This is a genomic window from Streptomyces sp. NPDC039480 (genome assembly GCF_055597165.1).
Window position 1 is genome coordinate 193,567 of record NZ_JBVITX010000002.1, and the last position, 26,928, is coordinate 220,494.

The 26,928-nt window shown below is 66.8% G+C and carries 22 protein-coding genes and 1 tRNA gene; 21 read left to right on the forward strand and 2 right to left on the reverse strand.

From position 1 onward, the window contains the following. Positions 1 to 38 precede the first annotated feature (38 nt). Both ACZ56E_RS06845 and ACZ56E_RS06850 read left to right on the forward strand, forming a co-directional pair. Positions 39 to 1,475, forward strand: coding sequence for an MFS transporter (locus tag ACZ56E_RS06845; protein WP_471211918.1), 1,437 nt, complete (start codon positions 39 to 41; stop codon positions 1,473 to 1,475). Beyond that, positions 1,472 to 2,602 carry a UDP-N-acetylmuramate dehydrogenase gene (locus ACZ56E_RS06850; protein WP_471213081.1) on the forward strand — a complete coding sequence of 377 codons (1,131 nt, stop codon included), beginning with the start codon at positions 1,472 to 1,474 and terminating at the stop codon, positions 2,600 to 2,602. Before ACZ56E_RS06845 ends, ACZ56E_RS06850 begins: the two co-directional genes overlap by 4 nt. Here the strand turns inward: ACZ56E_RS06850 and ACZ56E_RS06855 are convergent. Further along, positions 2,592 to 3,620, reverse strand: coding sequence for an adenosine deaminase (locus tag ACZ56E_RS06855; RefSeq protein ID WP_471211921.1), 1,029 nt, complete (start codon positions 3,618 to 3,620; stop codon positions 2,592 to 2,594). The genes ACZ56E_RS06850 and ACZ56E_RS06855 overlap by 11 nt on opposite strands. A gap of 153 nt (positions 3,621 to 3,773) precedes the next feature. Then, a complete protein-coding gene (locus tag ACZ56E_RS06860) occupies positions 3,774 to 5,000 on the reverse strand; it encodes a pyridoxal phosphate-dependent aminotransferase (RefSeq protein WP_362994392.1) in 1,227 nt (408 codons plus the stop codon). 180 nt (positions 5,001 to 5,180) lie between these two features. Between ACZ56E_RS06860 and ACZ56E_RS06865 the strand changes: the two genes are divergently transcribed. The 19 genes from ACZ56E_RS06865 to rplC all read left to right on the forward strand — a co-directional run bounded on the left by ACZ56E_RS06865 (position 5,181) and on the right by rplC (position 26,922). After that, positions 5,181 to 5,253: transfer RNA gene (locus ACZ56E_RS06865), tRNA-Trp, on the forward strand. Between the two features lie 107 nt (positions 5,254 to 5,360). Beyond that, on the forward strand, positions 5,361 to 5,645 hold the full coding sequence (gene secE / locus ACZ56E_RS06870; RefSeq protein ID WP_471211924.1) for a preprotein translocase subunit SecE: 285 nt from the start codon (positions 5,361 to 5,363) through the stop codon (positions 5,643 to 5,645). Between the two features lie 77 nt (positions 5,646 to 5,722). Next, a complete protein-coding gene (gene nusG / locus ACZ56E_RS06875) occupies positions 5,723 to 6,631 on the forward strand; it encodes a transcription termination/antitermination protein NusG (protein WP_468604472.1) in 909 nt (302 codons plus the stop codon). A gap of 193 nt (positions 6,632 to 6,824) precedes the next feature. Next, positions 6,825 to 7,259, forward strand: coding sequence for a 50S ribosomal protein L11 (rplK, locus tag ACZ56E_RS06880; protein ID WP_030782612.1), 435 nt, complete (start codon positions 6,825 to 6,827; stop codon positions 7,257 to 7,259). A gap of 90 nt (positions 7,260 to 7,349) precedes the next feature. Next, the gene (rplA, locus tag ACZ56E_RS06885; protein ID WP_362994399.1) at positions 7,350 to 8,072 is read left to right on the forward strand and encodes a 50S ribosomal protein L1; all 723 of its coding nucleotides are present in this window, start codon (positions 7,350 to 7,352) and stop codon (positions 8,070 to 8,072) included. Between the two features lie 157 nt (positions 8,073 to 8,229). After that, positions 8,230 to 9,126: an SCO4651 family lipoprotein gene (locus ACZ56E_RS06890; RefSeq protein WP_471211926.1), complete on the forward strand. Its 897-nt coding sequence runs from the start codon at positions 8,230 to 8,232 to the stop codon at positions 9,124 to 9,126. A gap of 80 nt (positions 9,127 to 9,206) precedes the next feature. Beyond that, on the forward strand, positions 9,207 to 10,061 hold the full coding sequence (locus ACZ56E_RS06895; protein ID WP_471211929.1) for an SCO4651 family lipoprotein: 855 nt from the start codon (positions 9,207 to 9,209) through the stop codon (positions 10,059 to 10,061). A 270-nt stretch (positions 10,062 to 10,331) separates the two neighbouring features. Then, entirely contained in the window at positions 10,332 to 10,862 is a 531-nt protein-coding gene (gene rplJ, locus ACZ56E_RS06900; RefSeq protein ID WP_468604479.1) for a 50S ribosomal protein L10, read from the forward strand. 108 nt (positions 10,863 to 10,970) lie between these two features. After that, positions 10,971 to 11,354, forward strand: a complete 384-nt coding sequence (gene rplL / locus ACZ56E_RS06905; RefSeq protein WP_030782597.1) for a 50S ribosomal protein L7/L12 — start codon at positions 10,971 to 10,973, stop codon at positions 11,352 to 11,354. Positions 11,355 to 11,947: 593 nt separating this feature from the next. Further along, positions 11,948 to 15,433: a DNA-directed RNA polymerase subunit beta gene (gene rpoB, locus ACZ56E_RS06910; RefSeq protein WP_468604481.1), complete on the forward strand. Its 3,486-nt coding sequence runs from the start codon at positions 11,948 to 11,950 to the stop codon at positions 15,431 to 15,433. Positions 15,434 to 15,531: 98 nt separating this feature from the next. Then, positions 15,532 to 19,446 carry a DNA-directed RNA polymerase subunit beta' gene (locus ACZ56E_RS06915; RefSeq protein ID WP_471211935.1) on the forward strand — a complete coding sequence of 1,305 codons (3,915 nt, stop codon included), beginning with the start codon at positions 15,532 to 15,534 and terminating at the stop codon, positions 19,444 to 19,446. Between the two features lie 130 nt (positions 19,447 to 19,576). After that, on the forward strand, positions 19,577 to 20,335 hold the full coding sequence (locus ACZ56E_RS06920) for a hypothetical protein (protein WP_471211938.1): 759 nt from the start codon (positions 19,577 to 19,579) through the stop codon (positions 20,333 to 20,335). 38 nt (positions 20,336 to 20,373) lie between these two features. Then, positions 20,374 to 20,763 carry a hypothetical protein gene (locus ACZ56E_RS06925; protein ID WP_471211941.1) on the forward strand — a complete coding sequence of 130 codons (390 nt, stop codon included), beginning with the start codon at positions 20,374 to 20,376 and terminating at the stop codon, positions 20,761 to 20,763. Between the two features lie 268 nt (positions 20,764 to 21,031). Next, on the forward strand, positions 21,032 to 21,403 hold the full coding sequence (gene rpsL / locus ACZ56E_RS06930) for a 30S ribosomal protein S12 (RefSeq protein ID WP_003948652.1): 372 nt from the start codon (positions 21,032 to 21,034) through the stop codon (positions 21,401 to 21,403). A gap of 2 nt (positions 21,404 to 21,405) precedes the next feature. Continuing rightward, the gene (rpsG, locus tag ACZ56E_RS06935; protein ID WP_003974303.1) at positions 21,406 to 21,876 is read left to right on the forward strand and encodes a 30S ribosomal protein S7; all 471 of its coding nucleotides are present in this window, start codon (positions 21,406 to 21,408) and stop codon (positions 21,874 to 21,876) included. A 39-nt stretch (positions 21,877 to 21,915) separates the two neighbouring features. Then, positions 21,916 to 24,042 (forward strand): elongation factor G, encoded by a 2,127-nt coding sequence (gene fusA / locus ACZ56E_RS06940; RefSeq protein WP_468604495.1) that lies wholly within the window; start codon positions 21,916 to 21,918, stop codon positions 24,040 to 24,042. A gap of 144 nt (positions 24,043 to 24,186) precedes the next feature. Further along, a complete protein-coding gene (gene tuf / locus ACZ56E_RS06945; RefSeq protein ID WP_150171078.1) occupies positions 24,187 to 25,380 on the forward strand; it encodes an elongation factor Tu in 1,194 nt (397 codons plus the stop codon). 574 nt (positions 25,381 to 25,954) lie between these two features. Beyond that, complete coding sequence (gene rpsJ, locus ACZ56E_RS06950) at positions 25,955 to 26,263, forward strand: 30S ribosomal protein S10 (protein ID WP_003948644.1); 309 nt, start codon at positions 25,955 to 25,957, stop codon at positions 26,261 to 26,263. Between the two features lie 14 nt (positions 26,264 to 26,277). Then, a complete protein-coding gene (rplC, locus tag ACZ56E_RS06955; RefSeq protein ID WP_030782583.1) occupies positions 26,278 to 26,922 on the forward strand; it encodes a 50S ribosomal protein L3 in 645 nt (214 codons plus the stop codon). Positions 26,923 to 26,928: the final 6 nt, after the last annotated feature.

The window sequence follows — 26,928 nt, forward strand, 5'->3', positions numbered from 1 at the left end:
AGTTAGTCATCAATAACTAACCTCAGGGGGAGAAAGCAATGTCACAACAGCCAGCGCAGCGCGGGGGAGCGGTCTGGGCCCTCGTCATCACCAGCGTCGCCGGATTCATGGCGGCACTCGACAACCTCGTCGTCACCACCGCCCTGCCCTCCATCCGCGAGGACCTCGGGGGAGCGCTGCACGACCTCGAATGGACGGTGAGCGCCTACACCCTCACCTTCGCCGTGCTGCTGATGTTCGGCGCGGCCCTGGGCGACCGGTTCGGCCGCCGCCGGCTCTTCATGGTCGGCCTCTCGATCTTCACGGGGGCGTCCGCCGCCGCGGCGCTCGCGCCGGGTCTCGACGCGCTGATCGCCGCCCGCGCGGTGCAGGGCGTCGGCGCCGCGATCATGATGCCGCTCACGCTGACCCTGCTGACCGCGGCGGTACCCCCGGCCAAGCGCGGCATGGCGTACGGCATCTGGGGCGCTGTCAACGGCCTCGCGGTCGCCGGCGGCCCGCTGATCGGCGGCAGCCTCACGGAGCACGTCTCCTGGCAGTGGATCTTCTGGCTGAACGTCCCGCTTGGCCTGATCCTGCTGCCCCTCGCGCGCCTCCGCCTCGCCGAGTCGTACGCCCGCGGCGCCCGTCTCGACATCACGGGCACCCTGCTCGCCAGCGGTGGACTCTTCGGCATCGTGTACGCCCTGGTGCGCGGCCCCATCGACGGCTGGTCCAGCGCCACCGTCCTCGTCAGCCTCGGTGCGGGCATCGCGCTGCTCGGCGGCTTCGTCCACCACGGGATCAACCACAAGGCGCCGATGCTCCCGATGCGCCTCTTCCGTAGTCGTGCGTTTTCCGGGATCAACGCCGCGAGCCTGCTGATGTTTCTCGGGATGTTCGGCTCGATCTTCCTGCTCAGCCAGTACATGCAGAACGTCCTCGGCTACTCGCCGACCGAAGCCGGGCTGCGGATGCTGCCCTGGACCGGCATGCCGATGCTCGTCTCACCGCTCGCCGGCTATCTGTCCGACCGGGTGGGCGGCCGCCCGGTCGTGGCCACAGGGCTCTTCCTGCAGGCCACGGGGCTGGCCTGGTACGCCACCGTGGTGGCGGTCGACGCCACGTACAGCGCCCAGCTGCCGGCGCTGATCATCAGCGGTATCGGCATGTCCCTGTACTTCGCCCCGGCCTCCAACCTGGTCATGTCCAGCGTCCGCCCGCAGGAGCAGGGCATCGCCTCCGGAGCCAACAACGCGCTGCGCGAGGTCGGCGGCGCCCTCGGCATCGCCGTGATGTCCTCGATCTTCTCGGCGCGGGGCGGCTACGGCTCCGGCCAGGACTTCGTGGACGGCCTGGCGCCTGCGCTCTGGGTCGGCGCCGCGGTGGTGGCCCTCGCGGCGGTGGCCGCGCTGGTCATCCCTTCCCGCGGGAAGACCGACGCGCCCGCCCCGGGGACGTCGAAGGAGCCGGACGGCGACCTCGTCGCCGCCTGAGCCCCCGCCCGCCCGGCGCGCGAGAGCGGCCCCGCCCTGACCGGCGGGGCCGCTCTCGTACTCTTGAGCACGTGCAGGAACTTCACGATGCCCCGCTCGCCCCGCTGACCACCTTCCGGCTCGGCGGTCCCGCGACCCGTCTGATCACCGCGACGACCGACGCCGAGGTGATCGCCGCCGTCCGGGAGGCCGACGACTCCGGAACGCCGCTGCTGCTGATCGGCGGCGGCTCGAACCTCGTCATCGGCGACAAGGGCTTCGACGGCACCGCCCTGCGCATCGCCACCCAGGGCTTCGCACTCGACGGTACGAAGCTGGAGCTGGCCGCCGGCGAGATCTGGACCGACGCGGTCGCGCGCACCGTCGAAGCCGGTCTCGCGGGCATCGAGTGCCTCGCAGGGATCCCCGGCTCCGCGGGCGCGACGCCGATCCAGAATGTGGGGGCGTACGGCCAGGAGGTCTCGTCGACCATCACCGAAGTGATCGCGTACGACCGGGAGACGCGGGAAACGGTCACGATGACGAACGCCGAGTGCGACTTCTCGTACCGTCACAGTCGTTTCAAGGCCGATCCCGACCGGTTCGTGGTGCTGCGGGTCCGCTTCGAGCTCGAGGACGCACAGGGGATGAGCGCCCCCATCAAGTACCCGGAGACGGCGCGCACCCTCGGTGTCGAGGCGGGCGACCGGGTCCCGGCCGCGGTGGCCAGGGAGACCGTCCTGAAGCTCCGCGCGGGCAAGGGCATGGTGCTCGACCCCGGGGACCACGACAGCTGGTCGGCCGGGTCCTTCTTCACCAACCCGATCCTCACCGAGGAGGAGTTCGCCGCCTTCCACGCGCGCGTGGAGGACCGCCTCGGCCCGGACGTCACGCCGCCCGCCTTCCCGACGGGCGACGGCCGCGTGAAGACCTCCGCCGCCTGGCTCATCGACAAGGCGGGCTTCACCAAGGGCTACGGAGAGGGCCGCGCCCGGATCTCCACCAAGCACACCCTCGCGCTCACCAACCGCGGCGGCGCGACCACCGAGGACCTCCTCGCACTGGCCCGCGAGGTCGTTGCCGGGGTGCACGCGGCCTTCGGGGTCACGCTGGTCAACGAACCGGTGACGGTGGGCGTCAGCCTGTAGGAGCGGTCAGCCAGTCGTCGATCCCGGCCAGCAGCTTGTCCCGCACGTCGGCGGGCGCGGCCGAACCGCGGACCGACTGCCGTGCCAGCTCGGCCAGTTCGGCGTCGGTGAACGCGTGGTACCGCCGCGCGATCTCGTACTGCGCGGCCAGCCGCGACCCGAAGAGCAGCGGGTCGTCGGCGCCGAGCGCTATCGGCACCCCGGCCTCGAACAGCGTGCGCAGCGGAATGTCGTCCGGCTTCTCGTAGACGCCCAGGGCCACGTTGGACGCCGGGCACACCTCGCATGTCACTCCGCGGTCCGCGAGCCGCTTCAGGAGCCGCGGGTCCTCGGCGGCCCGCACCCCGTGCCCGATCCGCGTCGCGTCCAGGTCGTCCAGACAGTCCCGCACCGACGCGGGCCCCGTCAGCTCACCGCCGTGCGGCGCCGCCAGGAGACCGCCGTCCCGCGCGATCGCGAAGGCCCTGTCGAAGTCCCGCGCCATGCCGCGCCGCTCGTCGTTGGAGAGCCCGAAGCCGACGATGCCCCGGTCCGCGTACCGCACCGCCAGCCGCGCCAGCGTGCGGGCGTCCAGCGGGTGCTTCATGCGGTTCGCGGCGACCAGGACGCGCATGCCGAGGCCGGTCTCCCGAGAGGCGCTGTCGACGGCGTCCAGGATGATTTCCAGGGCCGGGATCAGACCGCCGAGGCGCGGCGCGTACGACGTCGGGTCGACCTGGATCTCCAGCCACCCCGACCCGTCCCGCAGATCCTCCTCCGCGGCCTCGCGCACCAGGCGCCGGATGTCCTCCGGCTCACGCAGACAGGAGCGCGCGGCGTCGTAGAGCCGCTGGAAGCGGAACCAGCCCCGCTCGTCCGTGGCGCGCAGCTTCGGCGGCTCGGCGCCGGTCAGCGCCTCCGGGAGCCGCACGCCGTACTTGTCGGCGAGCTCCAGCAGGGTGGCGGGCCGCATCGACCCGGTGAAGTGCAGGTGCAGATGGGCCTTGGGCAGCTCTCTTACGTCTCGTACGCGCTCCATTGGAGGATCTTGCCGTACGCAGCCGGCGTGCCGGTAGCCGCTTTCCACCTTCGTGGTCTCCCCGAACGAAGAAACGGGCCGCCTCCCCGAAGAGGGGAGACGGCCCGCACGCGCGCGTGGAGCGCGAAAACGCACCGAGATGTCAGCGAGACGTCAGTCGCGGGCCTCGGCGAGCAGCTTCTGGATCCGCGAGACACCCTCGACGAGGTCCTCGTCGCCGAGCGCGTACGAAAGGCGGAGGTAACCCGGCGTCCCGAAAGCCTCGCCAGGAACGACCGCGACCTCGGCCTCCTCCAGGATGAGCGCGGCCAGCTCCACGGAGTCCTGCGGGCGCTTGCCGCGGATCTCCTTGCCGATGAGGCCCTTCACCGAGGGATACGCGTAGAAGGCACCCTCGGGCTCGGGGCAGACGACGCCCTGGATGTCGTTGAGCATCCGGACGATGGTCCTGCGGCGCCGGTCGAAGGCCTCCCGCATCTTCTCGACGGCGACCAGGTCACCGGAGACGGCCGCGAGGGCGGCGGCCTGCGCGACATTGGAGACGTTGGACGTGGCGTGCGACTGGAGGTTCGTCGCGGCCTTCACGACGTCCTTCGGGCCGATGATCCAGCCCACCCGCCAGCCGGTCATCGCGTACGTCTTGGCGACGCCGTTGACCACGATGCACTTGTCGCGCAGCTCGGGGAGGATCGCGGGGAGCGAGGTGAACTTCGCGTCTCCGTAGACGAGGTGTTCGTAGATCTCGTCGGTCATGACCCACAGGCCGTGCTCGACGGCCCAGCGGCCGATCGCCTCGGCGTCGGCCTCGCTGTAGACGGCACCCGTCGGGTTCGACGGCGACACGAAGAGGACGACCTTCGTGCGCTCCGTGCGCGCGGCCTCCAGCTGCTCCACGGAGACGCGGTAACCGGTGGTCTCGTCGGCGACGACCGGGACCGGCACACCGCCGGCGAGACGGATCGACTCCGGATACGTCGTCCAGTAGGGCGCGGGCACGATGACCTCGTCGCCCGGGTCGAGGATCGCGGCGAACGCCTCGTAGATGGCCTGCTTGCCGCCGTTGGTCACCAGGATCTGGGACGCGTCGACCTCGTACCCCGAATCGCGCAGGGTCTTCGTGGCGATCGCCGCCTTGAGCTCGGGGAGGCCCCCGGCCGGCGTGTAGCGGTGGAACTTCGGGTTCTTGCAGGCCTCGACGGCCGCTTCGACGATGTAGTCCGGCGTCGGGAAGTCGGGCTCGCCGGCACCGAAGCCGATCACCGGACGGCCCGCGGCCTTGAGGGCCTTGGCCTTGGCGTCGACTGCGAGGGTCGCGGACTCGGAGATCGCGCCGATGCGCGCGGACACCCGGCGCTCGGTCGGAGAAGTTGCAGCGCTCATCACCCCATCGTTCCAGACCCCGAACGGGCCCGGTGCGCGGGTTTCCAAGAGCATCGGAACCCTTTCTGTTCGACGGGGCGCCGCTGAGCACGTACACTCACTGCTCGTTGGCCCTCACCGGCCGCCGTCTCCCGACGCACTCCGTGCACTTGGGCGGATGCGGTAGGTTGGGGAAATCAAAGGGTCGTAGCTCAATTGGTAGAGCACTGGTCTCCAAAACCAGCGGTTGGGGGTTCAAGTCCCTCCGGCCCTGCTACACACTCCTTCGCCAGGATGTGTGCGCATGTACGTACTGCATTGCACCGCCGTGCGGCTCAACCGGGCGCGGCACGGCCACGACCCGGAATCAGGTGAGGACGAGTGACGGACGCCGTGGGCTCCATCGACATGCCTGATGCCCAGGACGAGGCGCCGGAGTCCAAGAAGTCCCGCAAGGGCGGTAAGCGCGGCAAGAAGGGCCCCTTCGGCCGTCTCGCGCTCTTCTACCGCCAGATCGTCGCGGAGCTCCGCAAGGTCGTCTGGCCGACTCGCAGCCAGCTCACGACCTACACCACAGTGGTGATTGTCTTCGTCGTCATCATGATCGGCCTTGTGACCGTGATTGACTATGGCTTCAGCCACGCTGTCAAGTACATCTTCGGCTGAGCCGAAAGCGAAGGGCGCTGTTCGTGGCGCCCATTTCGCGCGTTCCACCCCTCTGTATCCAGGAAGAAGCAGCCACCGTGTCTGACCCGAACCTGAACGATGCCGTTGAGCCTCGCGGAGAGAACGCGGAGTCCGTGGAGGACCAGCTCGACATCGTCGAGGCGGCGGACGCCGAGGACCCGGACCAGGCCGACGCTGCCGACGCCGCCGCGGGCGAGCCCGCCGAAGAGGCCGCCATCCACCTGGAGGGCGACGCCGAGGCCGTAGCCGAGTCCGACGAGGACGAGGCCGCCGTCGCCGAGGTCGCCGACGAAGAGCCCGCCGACGAGGAGCTCGCCGCCGACGAGCCCGAGGAGGAGGCCGAGCCGGTCGACCCGATCGTGGCCCTCCGCGAGGAGCTCCGCACCCTCCCCGGCGAGTGGTACGTCATCCACACCTACGCCGGTTACGAGAACCGCGTGAAGACCAATCTCGAGCAGCGCGCCGTCTCGCTCAACGTCGAGGACTTCATCTTCCAGGCCGAGGTGCCGCAGGAAGAGGTCGCCCAGATCAAGAACGGCGAGCGCAAGACGATCCGCCAGAACAAGCTCCCCGGCTACGTGCTGGTGCGCATGGACCTGACGAACGAGTCGTGGGGCGTCGTCCGCAACACCCCCGGTGTCACCGGCTTCGTGGGCAACGCCTACGACCCGTACCCGCTGACCCTGGACGAGATCGTCAAGATGCTCGCCCCGGAGGCCGAGGAGAAGGCCGCCCGCGAGGCCGCCGAGGCCGAGGGCAAGCCGGCTCCCGCCCGCAAGGTCGAGGTCCAGGTCCTGGACTTCGAGGTGGGCGACTCGGTCACCGTCACCGACGGCCCGTTCGCGACGCTGCAGGCGACGATCAACGAGATCAACGCCGACTCGAAGAAGGTCAAGGGCCTCGTCGAGATCTTCGGCCGCGAGACCCCGGTCGAGCTCAGCTTCGACCAGATCCAGAAGAACTAACCAGGCGGCCCTCGCGGCTTCCTGAGCTTCCTCTGGAACACACACCTCCGACCAGGTCAGACGGGCTGCCAAAGCCGGTCTGACCTGCTCGGTTTTTAGCCGCGCGACTATACCCGTTATCGTTGTGCGGTATGCCTCCATCCGGATGACCGGGTGGTCGGCTGAAAACTCTCACTAGGACCCGGAGAGAGCTATGCCTCCCAAGAAGAAGAAGGTCACGGGGCTTATCAAGCTCCAGATCCAGGCTGGTGCCGCCAACCCGGCCCCGCCGGTCGGCCCCGCGCTGGGCCAGCACGGCGTCAACATCATGGAGTTCTGCAAGGCCTACAACGCCGCGACCGAGTCGCAGCGTGGCTGGGTGATCCCGGTGGAGATCACGGTCTACGAAGACCGTTCCTTCACCTTCATCACCAAGACGCCGCCGGCCGCCAAGATGATCCTCAAGGCCGCTGGTGTCGAGAAGGGCTCCGGCGAGCCCCACAAGACCAAGGTCGCCAAGGTCACCGAGGCGCAGATCCGTGAGATCGCGCAGACCAAGATGGAAGACCTCAACGCCAACGACCTGGACGCCGCGTCGAAGATCATCGCCGGCACCGCCCGTTCCATGGGCATCACGGTCGAGGGCTGAGACTCCTCCCCCCGTCTGACCTTTCTCCAGTGGTAGGGCCAAGCGCTGGCCCGCACCACGACTCCATACCTGAACACACCAGGAGCAGAAGTGAAGCGCAGCAAGACTCTCCGCGCTGCGGACGCCAAGATCGACCGGGAGAAGCTGTACGCCCCGCTCGAGGCCGTCCGTCTCGCCAAGGAGACCTCCGCGACCAAGTTCGACGGCACCGTCGAGGTCGCCATGCGTCTGGGCGTCGACCCGCGCAAGGCCGACCAGATGGTCCGTGGCACCGTGAACCTCCCGCACGGCACCGGCAAGACCGCCCGGGTCCTGGTCTTCGCGACCGGTGACCGTGCTGCGGCCGCGGAAGCCGCTGGCGCCGACATCGTCGGCTCCGACGAGCTCATCGACGAGGTCGCGAAGGGCCGCCTGGACTTCGACGCCGTCGTCGCCACCCCGGACCTCATGGGTAAGGTCGGCCGCCTCGGCCGCGTGCTCGGTCCGCGTGGTCTGATGCCGAACCCGAAGACCGGCACCGTGACCCCCGATGTCGTGAAGGCTGTCAACGACATCAAGGGCGGCAAGATCGAGTTCCGCGTCGACAAGCACTCGAACCTGCACTTCATCATCGGCAAGGTGTCCTTCGACGACACCAAGCTGGTGGAGAACTACGCCGCGGCCCTGGAGGAGATCCTCCGTCTGAAGCCGTCGGCCGCCAAGGGTCGCTACATCAAGAAGGCCGCCATCACCACCACGATGGGCCCCGGCATTCCGCTCGACTCGAACCGCACCCGCAACCTCCTCACCGAGGAGGACCCGGCCGCCGTCTGAAACTGACGGCAGCCGCGTCGCGTACGCGTTCTGTGGACGGGCCCCGCAACCTTTCGAGGTGCGGGGCCCGTCCTGTTTGTGTACGGGCCTTTCGGATACGTCTGTCAGAGGCCTGCGTTAGCGTGCAGACACCATGAACGCCAAGGGGTGGGACAACATGAACAGCACGATCATGCGTCGTACGGGTCTCTCGATCGCGGTCGTCGCCGCGCTGACCGGCCTCTCGGCCTGCGGCTCCGGGGATTCCTCGGACAAGGCCGACGGCGGCGCCAAGGACAAGGGCGGCATCAACCTCAGCCCGATAGCCGCCCTGCGCACGGTCGAGAAGTCGACCGACAAGGCGGACACCGCCCGGATCGACGGCTCGACCACCATGGGCACGCTCACGTCCATGGACATGAAGGGCGTCATGGGCTGGTCCGACGGGATCACCGGCAATGTCACGGTGACCTTCACGGGCGGCACGCAGGCCCAGCAGATGCGGCAGCTGGGCCAGACGAAGCTCGACTACCGCTACTTGAAGAACGGCTTCTACGCGAACATGGGCGACAAGTTCGCGGCCCAGGCGGGCGGAGGCAAGCACTGGCTCGAGTACGACTACGACGCGCTCGCCGAGATGAGCGGCGCCGCCGGCCAGGCCTTCCAGGACCAGATGCAGAACAGCACGCCGAACCAGTCGGTGAAGATGCTGCTCGCCTCCGGAGACGTGAAGCGCGTCGGCGAGGAGAAGGTCCGCGGGACGCAGACGACCCACTACTCCGGCAAGGTCGACATCGCCGACTTCACCGCCAAGAGCGCGGACCTGGACAAGAACCAGCTGTCCGAGCTGGAGAAGCAGTTCGAGCAGGCCGGCATCAGCACGGAGACCATCGACATCTGGGTCAACGAGGACGACCTGCTGGTCAAGAAGATCGAGAAGGCCGACACGAAGAACGGCCCCTTCGAGCAGACGGCCTACTACAGCGACTACGGCACCCCGCTCTCCGTCGAGAAGCCCCCGGCCTCGGACACCATGAGCTTCAAGGACCTCCTGAACAGGCAGCCCACGGCATAACCCGTGAGCTCGGCCCCCCGCCCTCGGGTACTCTCTGCAATCAGCAAATAAGTCGATCATGTGTTCCTAGGGGTGGGGTCATGAGCATTTCCGTACGTATGGGCAGCAAGAGAACCGCGAGCACCGCGCTGGCGGCCTTGCTGCTCGCCGGCGGCGCGGTCAGCTGCGGGTCGGAGAAGTCCGACAAGGCGGGGGAGGACATGGCGCCCGCGGCGGCCGTGAAGAAGGCCGCGGACAAGACCGAGGACCTCACCTCGTTCACGTTCCGGATGAAGGGCACCGTCCCGGGTGACGGGCGCGTCCAGGCCGACGCGGCGATGAGCACCAAGCCGCTCGCCATGCAGATGAAGATGTCCGCGCCCGACCAGGGCCCGGACAAGATGGAGCTGCGCTACGTCGACGGCGGGATCTACCTCGGCGGCGGCAAGGCGGCCGCCAAGGAGATGGACGGCAAGAGCTGGATCAAGTTCGACGCCAAGGCCATGGAGAAGGCGGGCGGCAAGTCCGCCGCCACCTCGGCCTCGGCCCAGGCCGACAACAACCCGGCCGACCAGTCCACGCTCCTGACCGGCTCGAAGGACCTGAAGAAGGTCGGCAGCGAGTCCGTCGGCGGCGTCGAGACCACCCGCTACACGGGCACGGTCACCCTCGACCAGATGCGCAAGCTCATCGAGGACGAGGACGCGGCCACCAAGAAGCGCCGCGAGAAGAGCATCAAGCAGTACGAGGACATGGGCGTCGAGAAGCTCACGATGGACATGTGGGTCGACGGCGAGGACCACACCAAGCAGTTCCGCGCCCGTGGCAAGGGCGACAAGGGCCGCCTCGACATGACCATCACCTTCCTCGACTACAACAAGCCGGTGAGCGTCGAGGCCCCGCCGAAGGCGCAGGTCATGGACCTCTCCAAGGAGATGAAGGGCCTCGAGGGCTGACGGTTACCGCCGGATTTGCCTGACGCGGACCCGTTCGCGTAGTCTTCCCCAGAAGCCAAAGACCGCTGGTCGTTGCCGTTCTCTCGCAAGAGGGGGCGGCGGCCGAAGGATCCGCTGAAACGGCGGACGACCCGCGCAGGTGACCGTGGATGTGCTCCTGAATCGCATGCGATTCGGTTGAGCTCACGCCCCGTGCGCCTGCGCCGGGGCGTTTCGTTTTGTCGGCCCCTTCTGAGCGGTCCTCATCACCCGGAAGGAGGCCGACGCTCTATGCCGACGCCCGACAAGGCTGCCGCGGTAGCCGAGCTCACGGACAAGTTCCGCAGCTCGAACGCCGCCGTGCTGACCGAGTACCGGGGTCTCACCGTGGCCCAGCTCAAGCAGCTGCGCCGTTCCCTCGGTGAAAACTCCGAGTACGCCGTGGTGAAGAACACGCTGACCAAGATTGCGGCCAACGAGGCCGGGATCAACACGCTCGACGACCTGTTCACGGGTCCGACGGCGGTTGCCTTCGTCACCGGTGACCCGGTGGAGTCGGCGAAGGGTCTTCGTGACTTCGCCAAGGACAACCCGAACCTCGTCATCAAGGGCGGTGTCCTTGATGGCAAGGCGCTGTCCGCCGATGAGTTCAAGAAGCTCGCGGACCTCGAGTCCCGCGAGGTTCTGCTCGCCAAGCTGGCGGGCGCCATGAAGGGCAAGCAGTCCCAGGCTGCCGCGCTCTTCCAGGCGCTTCCCTCGAAGTTCGTCCGCACCGCGGAGGCGCTTCGTGCCAAGCAGGCCGAGCAGGGCGGTGCCGAGTAATTCGGCTCGCACATTGACCGCCGCCTGAGGCGACGGTCACAGCGGGCCCAACGTACGCCCGCCTCCATGTACACCCGGCACCAGCCGAATTAGTGGAAGGACGCCATCATGGCGAAGCTGTCCCAGGACGACCTGCTCGCGCAGTTCGAAGAGATGACCCTCATCGAGCTCTCCGAGTTCGTGAAGGCCTTCGAGGAGAAGTTCGACGTCACCGCCGCCGCCCCGGTCGCCGTTGCCGCTGGTGGCGCCGCTGCCGCCCCGGCCGAGGCCGAGGCCGAGCAGGACGAGTTCGACGTCATCCTCACCGGCGCCGGCGAGAAGAAGATCCAGGTCATCAAGGTCGTGCGTGAGCTGACCTCGCTGGGTCTCAAGGAGGCCAAGGACCTCGTCGACGGCACCCCGAAGCCGGTCCTCGAGAAGGTCGCCAAGGACGCCGCTGAGAAGGCCGCCGAGGCCCTCAAGGGCGCCGGCGCCTCCGTCGAGGTCAAGTGACCTCACGAGTCGTCTGACTCTCTTCACCGCACGTACGGCGGAAACGCTGTAACGCGCGGGACGCCTAAGGCGATCACCCATGTGGGTGGTCGCCTTTCGGCGTTCCCGGGCACGCGCGTGAGGGCGCCTTGCGATGTCGGTCCCGGCGAGTATGGTGATCTTCGTTGTGCCTCGGGACAGCCCGTGACGGTGAGTGTCCCAGGGCGACGTCTGGGCAGGGGGGCCTTGACGAACCGCACGCAGCGCGCAATTCTCAGGACGCGTCGTCACAACGATCCGGATCCGAGGCATGGATCGGCGGCAAAGAGGGCAGTATCGATGTGCATCGAGGGCGTGGCTTGCAGCAGGGGTTGAGAACAACGAGGGTCTCCCAGAACCCGCACTGGACATCAGTGGGCCAACTGGCTACACTGACCCTTTGCGCTGCCTGTTAGCTGCCTCCTGCCCGTCACCAGGGGCATGCCCATGCTTGAGCACTGTGGACCGAATCTTCCCTGACCTGGCCAAACAGCCAGATCAGGAGGGTCTGTCTCCGTGTCCAGCCTGGGACCGGTACGCGCGTAGTGAGTCCGAGCCCTCGGAAGGACCCCCTCTTGGCCGCCTCGCGCACTGCCTCGACCGCGAATACGAACAACGGCGCCAGCACCGCCCCGCTGCGCATCTCCTTTGCAAAGATCAAGGAGCCCCTCGAGGTTCCGAACCTTCTTGCGCTGCAGACCGAGAGCTTTGACTGGCTGCTCGGCAATGACGCGTGGAAGGCTCGTGTCGAGGCGGCTCTGGAAAGCGGACAGGACGTCCCCACCAAGTCCGGTCTGGAGGAGATCTTCGAGGAGATCTCCCCGATCGAGGACTTCTCCGGGTCGATGTCCCTGACGTTCCGCGACCACCGCTTCGAGCCCCCCAAGAACTCGATCGACGAGTGCAAGGAGCGCGACTTCACGTTCGCCGCCCCGCTCTTCGTCACCGCCGAGTTCACCAACAACGAGACCGGCGAGATCAAGTCCCAGACGGTCTTCATGGGCGACTTCCCGCTCATGACCAACAAGGGCACCTTCGTCATCAACGGCACCGAGCGTGTCGTCGTGTCGCAGCTGGTCCGTTCGCCGGGTGTCTACTTCGATTCCTCGATCGACAAGACGTCCGACAAGGACATCTTCTCCGCCAAGATCATCCCGTCCCGGGGTGCCTGGCTGGAGATGGAAATCGACAAGCGCGACATGGTCGGTGTGCGCATCGACCGCAAGCGCAAGCAGTCGGTCACCGTTCTGCTCAAGGCTCTCGGTTGGACGACCGAGCAGATCCTCGAGGAGTTCGGCGAGTACGAGTCCATGCGCGCCACCCTGGAGAAGGACCACACCCAGGGCCAGGACGACGCGCTGCTCGACATCTACCGCAAGCTCCGTCCGGGCGAGCCGCCGACCCGTGAGGCCGCTCAGACGCTGCTTGAGAACCTCTACTTCAACCCCAAGCGCTACGACCTCGCGAAGGTCGGCCGCTACAAGGTCAACAAGAAGCTGGGTGCGGACGCTCCGCTCGACGCGGGCATCCTCACGGTCGAGGACATCATCGCCTCGATCAAGTACCTGGTGAAGCTGCACGCCGGTGAGACCGAGACCGTTGGCGACAGCGGTACGTCGATCGTCGTCGAGACCGACGACATCGACCACTTCGGCAACCGTCGTCTGCGCAACGTCGGCGAGCTCATCCAGAACCAGGTCCGCACGGGTCTGGCTCGTATGGAGCGCGTCGTCCGCGAGCGCATGACGACCCAGGACGTCGAGGCGATCACGCCGCAGACCCTGATCAACATTCGCCCGGTCGTGGCGTCGATCAAGGAATTCTTCGGCACCTCGCAGCTGTCGCAGTTCATGGACCAGAACAACCCGCTGTCGGGTCTCACCCACAAGCGCCGTCTGTCGGCGCTTGGCCCGGGTGGTCTCTCCCGTGAGCGGGCCGGCTTCGAGGTCCGTGACGTGCACCCGTCTCACTACGGCCGCATGTGCCCCATTGAGACGCCCGAAGGCCCGAACATCGGTCTGATCGGTTCGCTCGCCTCGTACGGCCGCGTCAACGCGTTCGGCTTCGTCGAGACGCCGTACCGCAAGGTCGTCGAGGGCCAGGTCACCGACGACGTCGACTACCTGACGGCCGACGAGGAGGACCGCTTCGTCATCGCGCAGGCCAACGCGCCGCTGACGGACGACCTCCACTTCGCCGAGGCCCGCGTCCTGATCCGCCGCCGTGGCGGAGAGATCGACTACGTGCCCGGCACGGACGTCGACTACATGGACGTCTCGCCGCGCCAGATGGTGTCGGTCGCGACCGCCATGATCCCGTTCCTCGAGCACGACGACGCCAACCGTGCCCTCATGGGCGCGAACATGATGCGTCAGGCCGTGCCGCTGATCACCGCCGAGGCTCCCCTCGTCGGCACCGGCATGGAGTACCGCTGCGCGGTCGACGCCGGTGACGTGATCAAGGCCGAGAAGGCGGGTGTGGTCCAGGAGGTCTCCGCGGACTACGTCACCGTCACCAACGACGACGGCACGTACACCACGTACCGCATCGCCAAGTTCTCCCGGTCGAACCAGGGCACCTCCGTCAACCAGAAGGTTGTCGTCGACGAGGGCGCCCGCGTGATCGAGGGCCAGGTCCTGGCCGACGGTCCCGCGACCGAAGAGGGCGAGATGGCCCTCGGCAAGAACCTGCTCGTGGCGTTCATGCCCTGGGAGGGTCACAACTACGAGGACGCGATCATCCTGTCGCAGCGCCTCGTGCAGGACGACGTCCTCTCCTCGATCCACATCGAGGAGCACGAGGTCGACGCCCGTGACACCAAGCTCGGCCCGGAGGAGATCACCCGGGACATCCCGAACGTCTCCGAGGAGGTCCTCGCCGACCTCGACGAGCGCGGCATCATCCGTATCGGTGCCGAGGTCGTCGCCGGTGACATCCTCGTCGGCAAGGTCACGCCCAAGGGTGAGACCGAGCTGACGCCCGAGGAGCGCCTGCTCCGCGCGATCTTCGGTGAGAAGGCGCGCGAGGTGCGCGACACCTCGCTGAAGGTGCCGCACGGTGAGATCGGCAAGGTCATCGGCGTCCGCGTCTTCGACCGTGAAGAGGGCGACGAGCTGCCGCCGGGCGTGAACCAGCTGGTTCGTGTCTACGTGGCGCAGAAGCGCAAGATCACGGACGGTGACAAGCTCGCCGGCCGCCACGGCAACAAGGGTGTCATCTCGAAGATCCTTCCGATCGAGGACATGCCGTTCCTCGAGGACGGAACTCCGGTCGACATCATCCTGAACCCGCTGGGTGTGCCGTCCCGAATGAACCCGGGACAGGTCCTGGAGATCCACCTCGGCTGGCTCGCCAGCCGCGGCTGGGACGTCTCCGGTCTCGCGGACGAGTGGGCGCAGCGCCTGCAGGCCATCGGCGCCGACCAGGTCGAGCCCGGTACGAACGTCGCCACCCCCGTCTTCGACGGTGCGCGTGAGGACGAGCTCGCCGGTCTGCTCCAGCACACGATCCCGAACCGCGACGGCGAGCGCATGGTGCTCCCGTCCGGCAAGGCGCAGCTGTTCGACGGCCGCTCCGGTGAGCCGTTCCCGGACCCGATCTCGGTCGGGTACATGTACATCCTCAAGCTGCACCACCTGGTCGACGACAAGCTGCACGCGCGTTCGACCGGCCCGTACTCGATGATCACCCAGCAGCCGCTGGGTGGTAAGGCTCAGTTCGGTGGCCAGCGCTTCGGTGAGATGGAGGTGTGGGCGCTGGAGGCATACGGCGCCGCGTACGCCCTCCAGGAGCTGCTGACGATCAAGTCCGACGACGTGACCGGCCGCGTGAAGGTCTACGAGGCCATCGTCAAGGGCGAGAACATCCCCGAGCCCGGCATTCCCGAGTCCTTCAAGGTGCTCATCAAGGAAATGCAGTCGCTCTGCCTCAACGTGGAGGTGCTGTCCTCGGACGGCATGTCCATCGAGATGCGCGACACCGACGAGGACGTCTTCCGCGCGGCGGAGGAGCTCGGCATCGACCTGTCCCGGCGCGAGCCGAGCAGCGTCGAAGAGGTCTGACGGGTCTGGCCGGGGCCTCCTCGTGAGGCCCCGGCCCTGCCCCGGACCCGTACAGACCATGATTGAGACTCGACCCCGAAAGAGGGATTGACGACAAAGTGCTCGACGTCAACTTCTTCGACGAGCTGCGGATCGGCCTTGCCACCGCGGACGACATCCGACAGTGGTCCCACGGCGAGGTCAAGAAGCCGGAGACCATCAACTACCGCACCCTCAAGCCCGAGAAGGACGGACTCTTCTGCGAGAAGATCTTCGGTCCGACCCGGGACTGGGAGTGCTACTGCGGTAAGTACAAGCGTGTCCGCTTCAAGGGCATCATCTGCGAGCGCTGCGGCGTCGAGGTCACTCGCGCCAAGGTGCGCCGTGAGCGGATGGGCCACATTGAGCTGGCCGCGCCCGTCACGCACATCTGGTACTTCAAGGGCGTCCCGTCGCGCCTGGGTTACCTCCTCGACCTCGCCCCGAAGGACCTCGAGAAGGTCATCTACTTCGCGGCGTACATGATCACGTTCGTGGACGAGGAGCGTCGTACCCGCGACCTGCCGTCCCTGGAGGCGCACGTCTCCGTAGAGCGTCAGCAGATCGAGAACCGTCGCGACTCCGACCTGGAGGCCCGCGCCAAGAAGCTCGAGACCGACCTGGCCGAGCTCGAGGCCGAGGGTGCCAAGGCCGACGTGCGCCGCAAGGTGCGCGAGGGTGCCGAGCGTGAGATGAAGCAGCTGCGCGACCGCGCCCAGCGCGAGATCGACCGTCTCGATGAGGTGTGGAACCGCTTCAAGAACCTCAAGGTCCAGGACCTCGAGGGCGACGAGCTGCTCTACCGCGAGCTGCGTGACCGCTTCGGCACGTACTTCGACGGCTCCATGGGTGCCGCTGCCCTGCAGAAGCGCCTGGAGTCCTTCGACCTCGACGAGGAGGCCGAGCGCCTCCGCGAGATCATCCGTACCGGCAAGGGCCAGAAGAAGACCCGTGCGCTCAAGCGCCTCAAGGTCGTCTCCGCGTTCCTGCAGACCAGCAACAGCCCCAAGGGCATGGTGCTGGACTGCGTGCCGGTCATCCCGCCGGACCTGCGTCCGATGGTGCAGCTGGACGGTGGCCGCTTCGCGACCTCCGACCTGAACGACCTGTACCGCCGCGTGATCAACCGCAACAACCGCCTGAAGCGCCTTCTCGACCTCGGTGCGCCCGAGATCATCGTGAACAACGAGAAGCGCATGCTCCAGGAGGCGGTCGACGCCCTCTTCGACAACGGCCGTCGTGGTCGCCCGGTGACGGGCCCAGGCAACCGTCCGCTGAAGTCCCTCAGCGACATGCTGAAGGGTAAGCAGGGTCGTTTCCGTCAGAACCTGCTCGGTAAGCGTGTGGACTACTCCGCGCGTTCCGTGATCGTCGTCGGTCCGCAGCTGAAGCTGCACCAGTGTGGTCTGCCGAAGGCCATGGCGCTGGAGCTCTTCAAGCCGTTCGTGATGAAGCGCCTGGTCGACCTGAACCACGCGCAGAACATCAAGAGCGCCAAGCGGATGGTCGAGCGCGGCCGCACGGTCGTGTACGACGTCCTCGAAGAGGTCATCGCCGAGCACCCGGTTCTGCTGAACCGTGCGCCCACGCTGCACCGCCTCGGCATCCAGGCCTTCGAGCCGCAGCTGGTCGAGGGCAAGGCCATCCAGATCCACCCGCTCGTCTGCACCGCGTTCAACGCGGACTTCGACGGTGACCAGATGGCCGTCCACCTGCCGCTCTCCGCGGAGGCGCAGGCCGAGGCCCGCATCCTGATGCTGTCCTCGAACAACATCCTGAAGCCGGCCGACGGTCGTCCCGTCACCATGCCGACCCAGGACATGGTGCTCGGTCTCTTCTTCCTCACCACGGACGAGGAAGAGCGCAAGGTCATCGGCGAGGGCCGGTCCTTCGGCTCCACGGCCGAGGCGATCATGGCGTTCGACGCGCGTGAGCTCTCGCTGCAGGCGAAGGTCGACATCCGCTTCCCGGTGGGCACCATCCCGCCGCGCGGCTGGACCCCGCCGGTCAGCGCCGAGGGCGACGACTTCGAGGGCGAGCGGGCGTACCAGCAGGGCGACAGCTTCCGGCTGCGTACGACCCTGGGCCGCGCGCTCTTCAACGAGCTGCTGCCCGAGGACTACCCCTTCGTCGACTACTCCGTCGGCAAGAAGCAGCTCTCCGAGATCGTCAACGACCTCGCCGAGCGCTACCCCAAGGTCATCGTGGCGGCGACGCTCGACAACCTGAAGGCGGCGGGCTTCTACTGGGCGACCCGTTCCGGTGTCACCGTGGCCATCTCCGACGTCGTCGTGCCCGAGGCCAAGAAGGCCATCGTCAAGGGCTACGAGGAGCAGGACGAGAAGGTCCAGAAGCAGTACGAGCGCGGTCTGATCACCAAGGACGAGCGCACGCAGGAGCTCATCGCGATCTGGACCAAGGCGACCAACGAGGTTGCCGAGGCGATGAACGCGAACTTCCCCAAGACCAACCCCATCTTCATGATGGTTGACTCGGGTGCCCGAGGAAACATGATGCAGATGCGGCAGATCGCCGGTATGCGTGGTCTGGTGTCGAACGCGAAGAACGAGACCATCCCGCGTCCGATCAAGGCCTCGTTCCGTGAGGGCCTCTCCGTCCTCGAGTACTTCATCTCGACTCACGGTGCCCGTAAGGGTCTGGCGGACACGGCTCTCCGTACCGCCGACTCCGGTTACCTCACCCGTCGTCTGGTCGACGTCTCCCAGGACGTCATCATTCGCGAGGAGGACTGTGGCACCGAGCGCGGTCTGAAGCTGAAGATCGCGGTCAAGGGCGAGGACGGTGTCCTCCGCAAGACGGAGAACGTCGAGACCTCGGTGTACGCCCGCATGCTGGCCGAGGACGTCGTCATCGACGGCAAGGTCATCGCGCCGGCCAACGTCGACCTCGGTGACGTCCTCATCGACGCCCTGGTCGCCAACGGCGTCGAGGAGGTCAAGACCCGCTCGGTCCTGACCTGTGAGTCCGCGGTCGGCACCTGTGCCTTCTGCTACGGCCGTTCGCTCGCCACCGGCAAGCTGGTCGACATCGGTGAGGCGGTCGGCATCATCGCCGCCCAGTCCATCGGTGAGCCGGGTACGCAGCTCACCATGCGTACCTTCCACACCGGTGGTGTGGCCGGTGACGACATCACCCAGGGTCTGCCCCGTGTCGTCGAGCTCTTCGAGGCTCGTACGCCGAAGGGTGTCGCCCCGATCTCCGAGGCCGCGGGCCGTGTCCGCATCGAGGAGACCGAGAAGACCAAGAAGATCGTCGTCACGCCGGACGACGGCAGCGACGAGACTCCCTTCCCGATCTCGAAGCGCGCCAAGGTCCTCGTGCGTGAGGGTGACCACGTCGAGGTGGGCCAGAAGCTCACCTTCGGTGCCACCAACCCGCACGACGTGCTGCGGATCCTCGGTCAGCGCGCGGTCCAGGTCCACCTGGTCGGCGAAGTCCAGAAGGTCTACAACAGCCAGGGCGTGTCGATCCACGACAAGCACATCGAGATCATCATCCGGCAGATGCTGCGCCGCGTGACGATCATCGAGTCCGGCGACGCGGAGCTGCTGCCGGGCGAGCTCGTCGAGCGCTCGAAGTTCGAGACCGAGAACCGTCGGGTCGTGACGGAGGGTGGCCACCCGGCCTCCGGCCGTCCGCAGCTGATGGGTATCACCAAGGCCTCGCTGGCGACGGAATCCTGGCTGTCGGCCGCCTCCTTCCAGGAGACGACCCGAGTTCTGACGGACGCGGCGATCAACGCCAAGTCCGACAGCCTCATCGGCCTCAAGGAGAACGTCATCATCGGTAAGCTCATCCCGGCCGGTACGGGTCTTTCCCGCTACCGCAACATCCGGGTCGAGCCGACCGAGGAGGCCAAGGCCGCGATGTACTCGGCCGTCGGCTACGACGACATCGACTACTCGCCCTTCGGGACGGGTTCGGGCCAGGCTGTGCCGCTGGAGGACTACGACTACGGGCCGTACAACCAGTAGGACCCAGGTCTGTTGAAGGGCGGTCACCTTTTGGGGTGGCCGCCCTTCGGCGTTGTCGGCCGCCGTCTAGGATGCGGGTGGCCAAGGGTCGAAGTGCCTTGGAACGTAAGGGAGTTGGAGGGGCGGGGGAGTGGAGACGGCCCGGCTCGCGTTCGGTCTGGCGGCCGCGGTCCTGGTCCCGCTGGGCCTGGCGTGGCACGGTCCGCGCCCCTGGCGGATGGTTGCCTTCACTGCCGTTTACGGGGCTTACGCGGTCGCCCCGTACGGCGATGAGGGCAAGCCCTGGATCGTGCTCTGTGTGGCTGCCCTGCTGTCCCCGGGCTTCGTCCTGTGGAAGCACCCCGCGGGCATGCCGGAGCCCGGCGTCTCGGTCACGCTGCCCCTGATGGTGGGGCGAGTGGCTCGCAACCGCTGGGTGAGCGCCGTGGCCCTTCTGGGCGCCGTCGTCCTCGCCGCATGGTCCGCCGGCTCCACGGTGGTACCGCTCGGGCGGCAGCTGTTGCTGAGCGACGAGGTGGCGGTGTTCCTTTCGGCGGTGCTCATCTCCGTGTTCGGGGGTGGGGCTCTCGCCAAGACCGCGACCGGCCCCGTACGCCGGGAGATTCTGGCTCTGCCGGACAGCCCGGAGCGACGGGCCGCGGTCGAGTTCATGAGTGCGGGGCGGACGATCGGCCTACTGGAGCGGGGTTTGCTCTTCGCGTTCCTCGCCGCGGGCCAGCCGGAGGCGGCGGCGCTGGTGCTCGCCGCCAAATCGCTGGCCCGGGTGCCGACGAGCGAACACGGCAAGCACGCGTCCGAGTACTTCCTCATCGGTACGCTGGCCAGTGTCATCGCCTCGCTGGTGATGAGCATGGCCGCTCGCACAGCGGTCGGGCTGCCCATCCTCTAGGAGGCGCCGCCTTGGAGCTGCGAAGGCACCCCTTGGTCGTGAAGCTGCTGCCCCTGCATCTGCCGGCCACCGATTACGTGGTGGCGGGGAGCGGGCCCCTGCTGGCGCACGGCATCCGTGACCGGATCGGTGACCTGGACATCGTCGCTCGCGGGGCCGCCTGGAAGACCGCCGAGGCGTTGGCCGATCCGGTCCCGGCGCCGTCCTGGCACGGTCGTATGGTGCTGCTCTTCGGGGGTGACATCGAGGTCTTCGACCGGTGGCTGCCGGGTACGCCGGAGCCGGATGTGTTGATCGAGGGCGCCGAGTGGGTGTCCGGCATTCCCTTCTGCCCCCTGCCCCAGATCCTTCTGTGGAAAGAGCGCTCGATCCGGCCCAAGGATCAGGCGGACGCGCAATTGATCAAGGACTTTCTGCGGTGCTCCTGATTCATCCAGATGTCCGGCGTGTCGCCCCCCATCGCATTTGTTTTGACCAGACTCGATGAGGTAGGTACGCTCAGACCTTGTGCCTGGGGTGTGCCTGGGCTCGTGCGCGTGTCTTCAACCGCATCGCGAGTCCGTCAACAAGGCCACCGTGATCTGCGCCCCTTTCCGCCTTGCGGCGGGAGTCTGCAGGATTCGACACACCCGACCGCGTGGGTCGGCGATGTTCCGGGTTAGCTTTACTATTCGGCACACAGAAACCGGAGAAGTAGTGCCTACGATCCAGCAGCTGGTCCGTAAGGGCCGGCAGGACAAGGTCGAGAAGAACAAGACGCCCGCACTCGAGGGTTCGCCCCAGCGCCGTGGCGTCTGCACGCGTGTGTTCACGACCACCCCGAAGAAGCCGAACTCGGCCCTCCGTAAGGTCGCGCGTGTGCGTCTGACCTCCGGGATCGAGGTTACGGCCTACATTCCGGGTGAGGGACACAACCTGCAGGAGCACTCCATCGTGCTCGTGCGTGGTGGCCGTGTGAAGGACCTGCCTGGTGTTCGTTACAAGATCATCCGCGGTTCCCTCGACACCCAGGGTGTCAAGAACCGCAAGCAGGCCCGCAGCCGCTACGGCGCCAAGAAGGAGAAGTAAGAATGCCTCGTAAGGGCCCCGCCCCGAAGCGCCCGGTCATCATCGACCCGGTCTACGGTTCTCCTCTGGTGACCTCCCTCATCAACAAGGTGCTGCTGAACGGCAAGCGCTCCACCGCCGAGCGCATCGTGTACGGCGCCATGGAGGGCCTGCGCGAGAAGACCGGCAACGACCCGGTCATCACGCTGAAGCGCGCGCTCGAGAACATCAAGCCGACCCTCGAGGTCAAGTCCCGCCGTGTCGGTGGCGCGACCTACCAGGTCCCGATCGAGGTCAAGCCGGGCCGTGCGAACACGCTCGCCCTGCGCTGGCTGGTCGGTTACTCCCGCGCCCGTCGCGAGAAGACCATGACCGAGCGTCTGCTCAACGAGCTCCTCGACGCCTCCAACGGCCTCGGTGCCGCTGTGAAGAAGCGCGAGGACACCCACAAGATGGCCGAGTCCAACAAGGCCTTCGCGCACTACCGCTGGTAGTCGCTACCCACATCGAGACCGAGAGAAGACTGAGCCGACATGGCTACCACTTCACTTGACCTGGCCAAGGTGCGCAACATCGGCATCATGGCCCACATCGACGCGGGCAAGACGACGACCACCGAGCGGATCCTGTTCTACACCGGTGTCTCGTACAAGATCGGTGAGGTCCACGACGGCGCCGCGACGATGGACTGGATGGAGCAGGAGCAGGAGCGTGGCATCACGATCACCTCTGCTGCCACCACCTGTCACTGGCCGCTGAACGACGTCGATCACACCATCAACATCATCGACACCCCGGGCCACGTCGACTTCACCGTCGAGGTGGAGCGTTCGCTCCGCGTGCTCGACGGTGCCGTGACGGTGTTCGACGGTGTCGCCGGCGTTGAGCCCCAGTCCGAGACCGTGTGGCGTCAGGCGGACCGCTACGGCGTCCCGCGTATCTGCTTCGTCAACAAGCTCGACCGCACGGGTGCCGAGTTCCACCGCTGCGTCGACATGATCGTCGACCGCCTCGGTGCGACCCCGCTGGTCATGCAGCTGCCCATCGGCGCAGAGGCTGACTTCAAGGGCGTCGTCGACCTCGTCACCATGAAGGCCTTCGTCTGGTCCGCCGAGACCAAGATGGGCGAGGCCTACGACATCGTCGACATCCCCGACACGCACACCGAGGCTGCCGAGGAGTACCGCGGCAAGCTCCTCGAGGCCGTCGCGGAGAACGACGAAGAGATGATGGAGCTGTACCTCGAGGGCCAGGAGCCCTCGGTGGACCAGCTGTACGCGGCGATCCGTCGCATCACCATCGCCTCCGGCAAGGGCGGCGACACCACCGTCACCCCCGTCTTCTGCGGTACCGCGTTCAAGAACAAGGGCGTCCAGCCCCTGCTCGACGCGGTCGTGCGCTACCTGCCCTCCCCCCTGGACGTCGAGGCCATCGAGGGCCACGACGTCAAGGACCCGGAGCAGGTCGTCAAGCGCAAGCCGTCCGACGACGAGCCGCTGTCGGCCCTCGCGTTCAAGATCGCGAGCGACCCGCACCTCGGCAAGCTCACCTTCGTCCGGATCTACTCCGGTCGCCTGGACTCCGGCACCGCGGTGCTGAACTCCGTCAAGGGCAAGAAGGAGCGCATCGGCAAGATCTACCGCATGCACGCGAACAAGCGTGAGGAGATCGACTCGGTGGGCGCCGGCGACATCGTCGCCGTGATGGGCCTGAAGCAGACCACCACGGGTGAGACGCTCTCCGACGACAAGCAGCCGGTGATCCTGGAGTCCATGGACTTCCCGGCGCCGGTCATCGAGGTCGCCATCGAGCCGAAGTCCAAGGGTGACCAGGAGAAGCTGGGTGTCGCCATCCAGCGTCTCTCGGAGGAGGACCCCTCCTTCCGCGTTCACTCGGACGAGGAGACCGGCCAGACCATCATCGGTGGTATGGGCGAGCTTCACCTCGAGGTGCTCGTCGACCGCATGAAGCGCGAATTCCGCGTCGAGGCGAACGTCGGCAAGCCGCAGGTGGCGTACCGCGAGACGATCCGCAAGGCCGTCGAGCGCGTCGACTTCACCCACAAGAAGCAGACCGGTGGTACCGGTCAGTTCGCGAAGGTGCAGATCGCGATCGAGCCCATCGAGGGCGGCGACGCGTCGTACGAGTTCGTGAACAAGGTCACGGGTGGCCGCATCCCCAAGGAGTACATCCCTTCGGTGGACGCGGGTGCTCAGGAGGCCATGCAGTTCGGCATCCTGGCGGGCTACGAGATGACGGGCGTTCGCGTCACGCTCATCGACGGCGCCTACCACGAGGTCGACTCCTCCGAGCTCGCCTTCAAGATCGCCGGTTCGCAGGCCTTCAAGGAGGCCGCGCGCAAGGCCAGCCCCGTGCTGCTCGAGCCGATGATGGCCGTCGAGGTCACCACGCCCGAGGACTACATGGGCGATGTCATCGGTGACATCAACTCCCGCCGTGGCCAGATCCAGGCCATGGAGGAGCGCAGCGGCGCTCGCGTCGTGAAGGGCCTCGTGCCCCTCTCGGAGATGTTCGGCTACGTCGGAGACCTCCGCAGCAAGACGTCGGGTCGCGCAAGCTACTCAATGCAGTTCGACTCCTACGCCGAGGTTCCGCGGAACGTCGCCGAGGAGATCATCGCGAAGGCCAAGGGCGAGTAACTCACCCGAGTTAACGCTTTAGGCTTGACACCATCCGCCGGGGTTCGACCCCAGCAGGGCGAGAACCCCGGCGGCTGGCTTCCCAGCAAAGATCACCTGGCGCCGATGAAGCAAGGCGTACAGAACCACTCCCAGGAGGACCCAGTGGCGAAGGCGAAGTTCGAGCGGACTAAGCCGCACGTCAACATCGGCACCATCGGTCACATTGACCACGGTAAGACGACCCTCACGGCCGCCATTACCAAGGTGCTGCACGACGCGTACCCCGACCTGAACGAGGCCTCGGCCTTCGACCAGATCGACAAGGCTCCCGAGGAGCGCCAGCGCGGTATCACGATCTCGATCGCGCACGTCGAGTACCAGACCGAGGCGCGTCACTACGCCCACGTCGACTGCCCCGGTCACGCGGACTACATCAAGAACATGATCACGGGTGCCGCGCAGATGGACGGCGCCATCCTCGTGGTCGCCGCCACCGACGGCCCGATGCCGCAGACCAAGGAGCACGTGCTCCTGGCCCGCCAGGTCGGCGTTCCGTACATCGTTGTCGCCCTGAACAAGGCCGACATGGTGGACGACGAGGAGATCCTGGAGCTCGTCGAGCTCGAGGTCCGTGAGCTCCTCTCCGAGTACGAGTTCCCGGGCGACGACCTGCCGGTCGTCAAGGTGTCCGCTCTGAAGGCCCTCGAGGGCGACAAGGAGTGGGGCAACACCGTCCTCGAGCTCATGAAGGCCGTGGACGAGTCCATCCCGGAGCCCGAGCGCGACGTCGACAAGCCGTTCCTGATGCCGATCGAGGACGTCTTCACGATCACCGGTCGTGGCACCGTCGTCACCGGCCGCATCGAGCGTGGTGTCCTCAAGGTCAACGAGACCGTCGACATCATCGGCATCAAGACCGAGAAGACCACCACCACGGTCACCGGCATCGAGATGTTCCGCAAGCTGCTCGACGAGGGCCAGGCCGGTGAGAACGTCGGTCTGCTCCTCCGTGGCATCAAGCGCGAGGACGTCGAGCGCGGCCAGGTCATCATCAAGCCCGGTTCGGTCACGCCGCACACCGAGTTCGAGGCCCAGGCCTACATCCTGTCGAAGGACGAGGGTGGCCGTCACACCCCGTTCTTCAACAACTACCGCCCGCAGTTCTACTTCCGTACGACGGACGTGACCGGCGTCGTGACCCTCCCCGAGGGCACCGAGATGGTCATGCCGGGTGACAACACGGAGATGTCCGTGGAGCTCATCCAGCCCGTCGCCATGGAAGAGGGCCTGAAGTTCGCCATCCGTGAGGGTGGCCGGACCGTCGGCGCCGGCCAGGTCACCAAGATCAACAAGTAAGCTTCCCGCTTGCGCGTTGATCGGGGTCGCCCGGTCGCTCTGAACTGAGCGCACAGCAGTACCTCGCAGTAGCGGAAGGGCCCGTACGACTTCGGTCGTACGGGCCCTTCTGTGCGCGTGACGCGTGCTGTGGCGGCGCGTCCCGGGTTTGATCTGCGTCACTCAAGGGGTACGCTCTTCGGCTCGATTGGCACCAGACGTGCCCCGTATGGCAGACTGTCATGGTTGCTCGGTTGAGTGCCGATGCTGCGCGCCTCCCGCCGGGAGGACCGGAAGCGAGTCCCACAGTACTCGTCGCCTTATCTGTCGCAGGGCCCGTAAAGGCCCGCAGGCAGCGCTGGGGCGGACGTACGGGAATCTTTCGGGAAGTGCAGCGCGGTGGTTCAGCCAGGCGCCCGGTGGGTTTCTTCCCCCGGACCCGCGGTCATCAGGGCCGCAGCCCCTAGCAGGGATTCTCCTTCGGGAGAACTGTGTGAGCGGGACTGCGACACGCCCGACCGCGTGGGTCGGAGGAAGTAGAAAAAAGGGCCTATCGGGAGCCAGAGCGTTCGAGACAAAGGACTACTAAGTAGCCATGGCGGGACAGAAGATCCGCATCCGGCTCAAGGCCTACGACCACGAGGTCATCGACTCCTCGGCGAAGAAGATCGTCGAGACGGTGACTCGCACTGGTGCGTCGGTCGCGGGCCCGGTGCCGCTGCCCACTGAGAAGAACGTGTACTGCGTCATCAAGTCGCCGCACAAGTACAAGGACTCTCGCGAGCACTTCGAGATGCGCACGCACAAGCGCCTGATCGACATCCTCGACCCGACCCCCAAGACCGTTGACTCGCTGATGCGCCTGGACCTTCCGGCCGGCGTTGACATCGAGATCAAGCTCTGAAGGGCGCGAAGAAGATGACCAAGCAGATCAAGGGCATCCTGGGCGAGAAGCTCGGCATGACCCAGGTCTGGGACGAGAACAACCGTGTCGTCCCGGTGACCGTGGTCAAGGCCGGGCCCTGCGTCGTTACCCAGGTCCGTACGAATGACAGCGACGGCTACGAGTCGGTCCAGATCGCCTTCGGCGAGATCGACCCGCGCAAGGTGAACAAGCCCCTCAAGGGCCACTTCGCCAAGGCCGACGTGACCCCCCGTCGCCACCTCGTCGAGATCCGTACCGCTGGTGCCAGCGAGTACACCCTCGGCCAGGAGCTGACTGCCGAGACGTTCGAGGCCGGTATCAAGGTCGACGTCACCGGCAAGAGCAAGGGCAAGGGCTTCGCCGGTGTGATGAAGCGTCACAACTTCCACGGCGGCAAGGCCTCCCACGGTGCCCACCGCGTGCACCGCAAGCCCGGTTCCATCGGTGGCTGTGCCACCCCCGGCCGTGTCTTCAAGGGCATGCGCATGGCGGGTCGCATGGGCAACGAGCGGGTCACCACCCAGAACCTGACCGTCCACGCCGTTGACGCGGAGAAGGGTCTGCTGCTCATCAAGGGCGCGGTCCCCGGTCCGAACGGCGGCCTCGTCCTGGTCCGTACCGCGGCCAAGGGGGCCTGAGGTAAC

Coding starts and splice junctions, on each gene's coding strand:
- rpsG (WP_003974303.1), top strand. CDS start 21,406: ATGCCTCGTAAGGGCCCCGCCCCGAAGCGCCCGGTCATCATCGACCCG.
- rplC (WP_030782583.1), top strand. CDS start 26,278: ATGACCAAGCAGATCAAGGGCATCCTGGGCGAGAAGCTCGGCATGACC.
- ACZ56E_RS06890 (WP_471211926.1), top strand. CDS start 8,230: ATGAACAGCACGATCATGCGTCGTACGGGTCTCTCGATCGCGGTCGTC.
- ACZ56E_RS06855 (WP_471211921.1), bottom strand. CDS start 3,620: ATGGAGCGCGTACGAGACGTAAGAGAGCTGCCCAAGGCCCATCTGCAC.
- rplK (WP_030782612.1), top strand. CDS start 6,825: ATGCCTCCCAAGAAGAAGAAGGTCACGGGGCTTATCAAGCTCCAGATC.
- ACZ56E_RS06895 (WP_471211929.1), top strand. CDS start 9,207: ATGAGCATTTCCGTACGTATGGGCAGCAAGAGAACCGCGAGCACCGCG.
- rplL (WP_030782597.1), top strand. CDS start 10,971: ATGGCGAAGCTGTCCCAGGACGACCTGCTCGCGCAGTTCGAAGAGATG.
- ACZ56E_RS06845 (WP_471211918.1), top strand. CDS start 39: ATGTCACAACAGCCAGCGCAGCGCGGGGGAGCGGTCTGGGCCCTCGTC.
- ACZ56E_RS06860 (WP_362994392.1), bottom strand. CDS start 5,000: ATGAGCGCTGCAACTTCTCCGACCGAGCGCCGGGTGTCCGCGCGCATC.
- rplJ (WP_468604479.1), top strand. CDS start 10,332: ATGCCGACGCCCGACAAGGCTGCCGCGGTAGCCGAGCTCACGGACAAG.
- fusA (WP_468604495.1), top strand. CDS start 21,916: ATGGCTACCACTTCACTTGACCTGGCCAAGGTGCGCAACATCGGCATC.
- rpsJ (WP_003948644.1), top strand. CDS start 25,955: ATGGCGGGACAGAAGATCCGCATCCGGCTCAAGGCCTACGACCACGAG.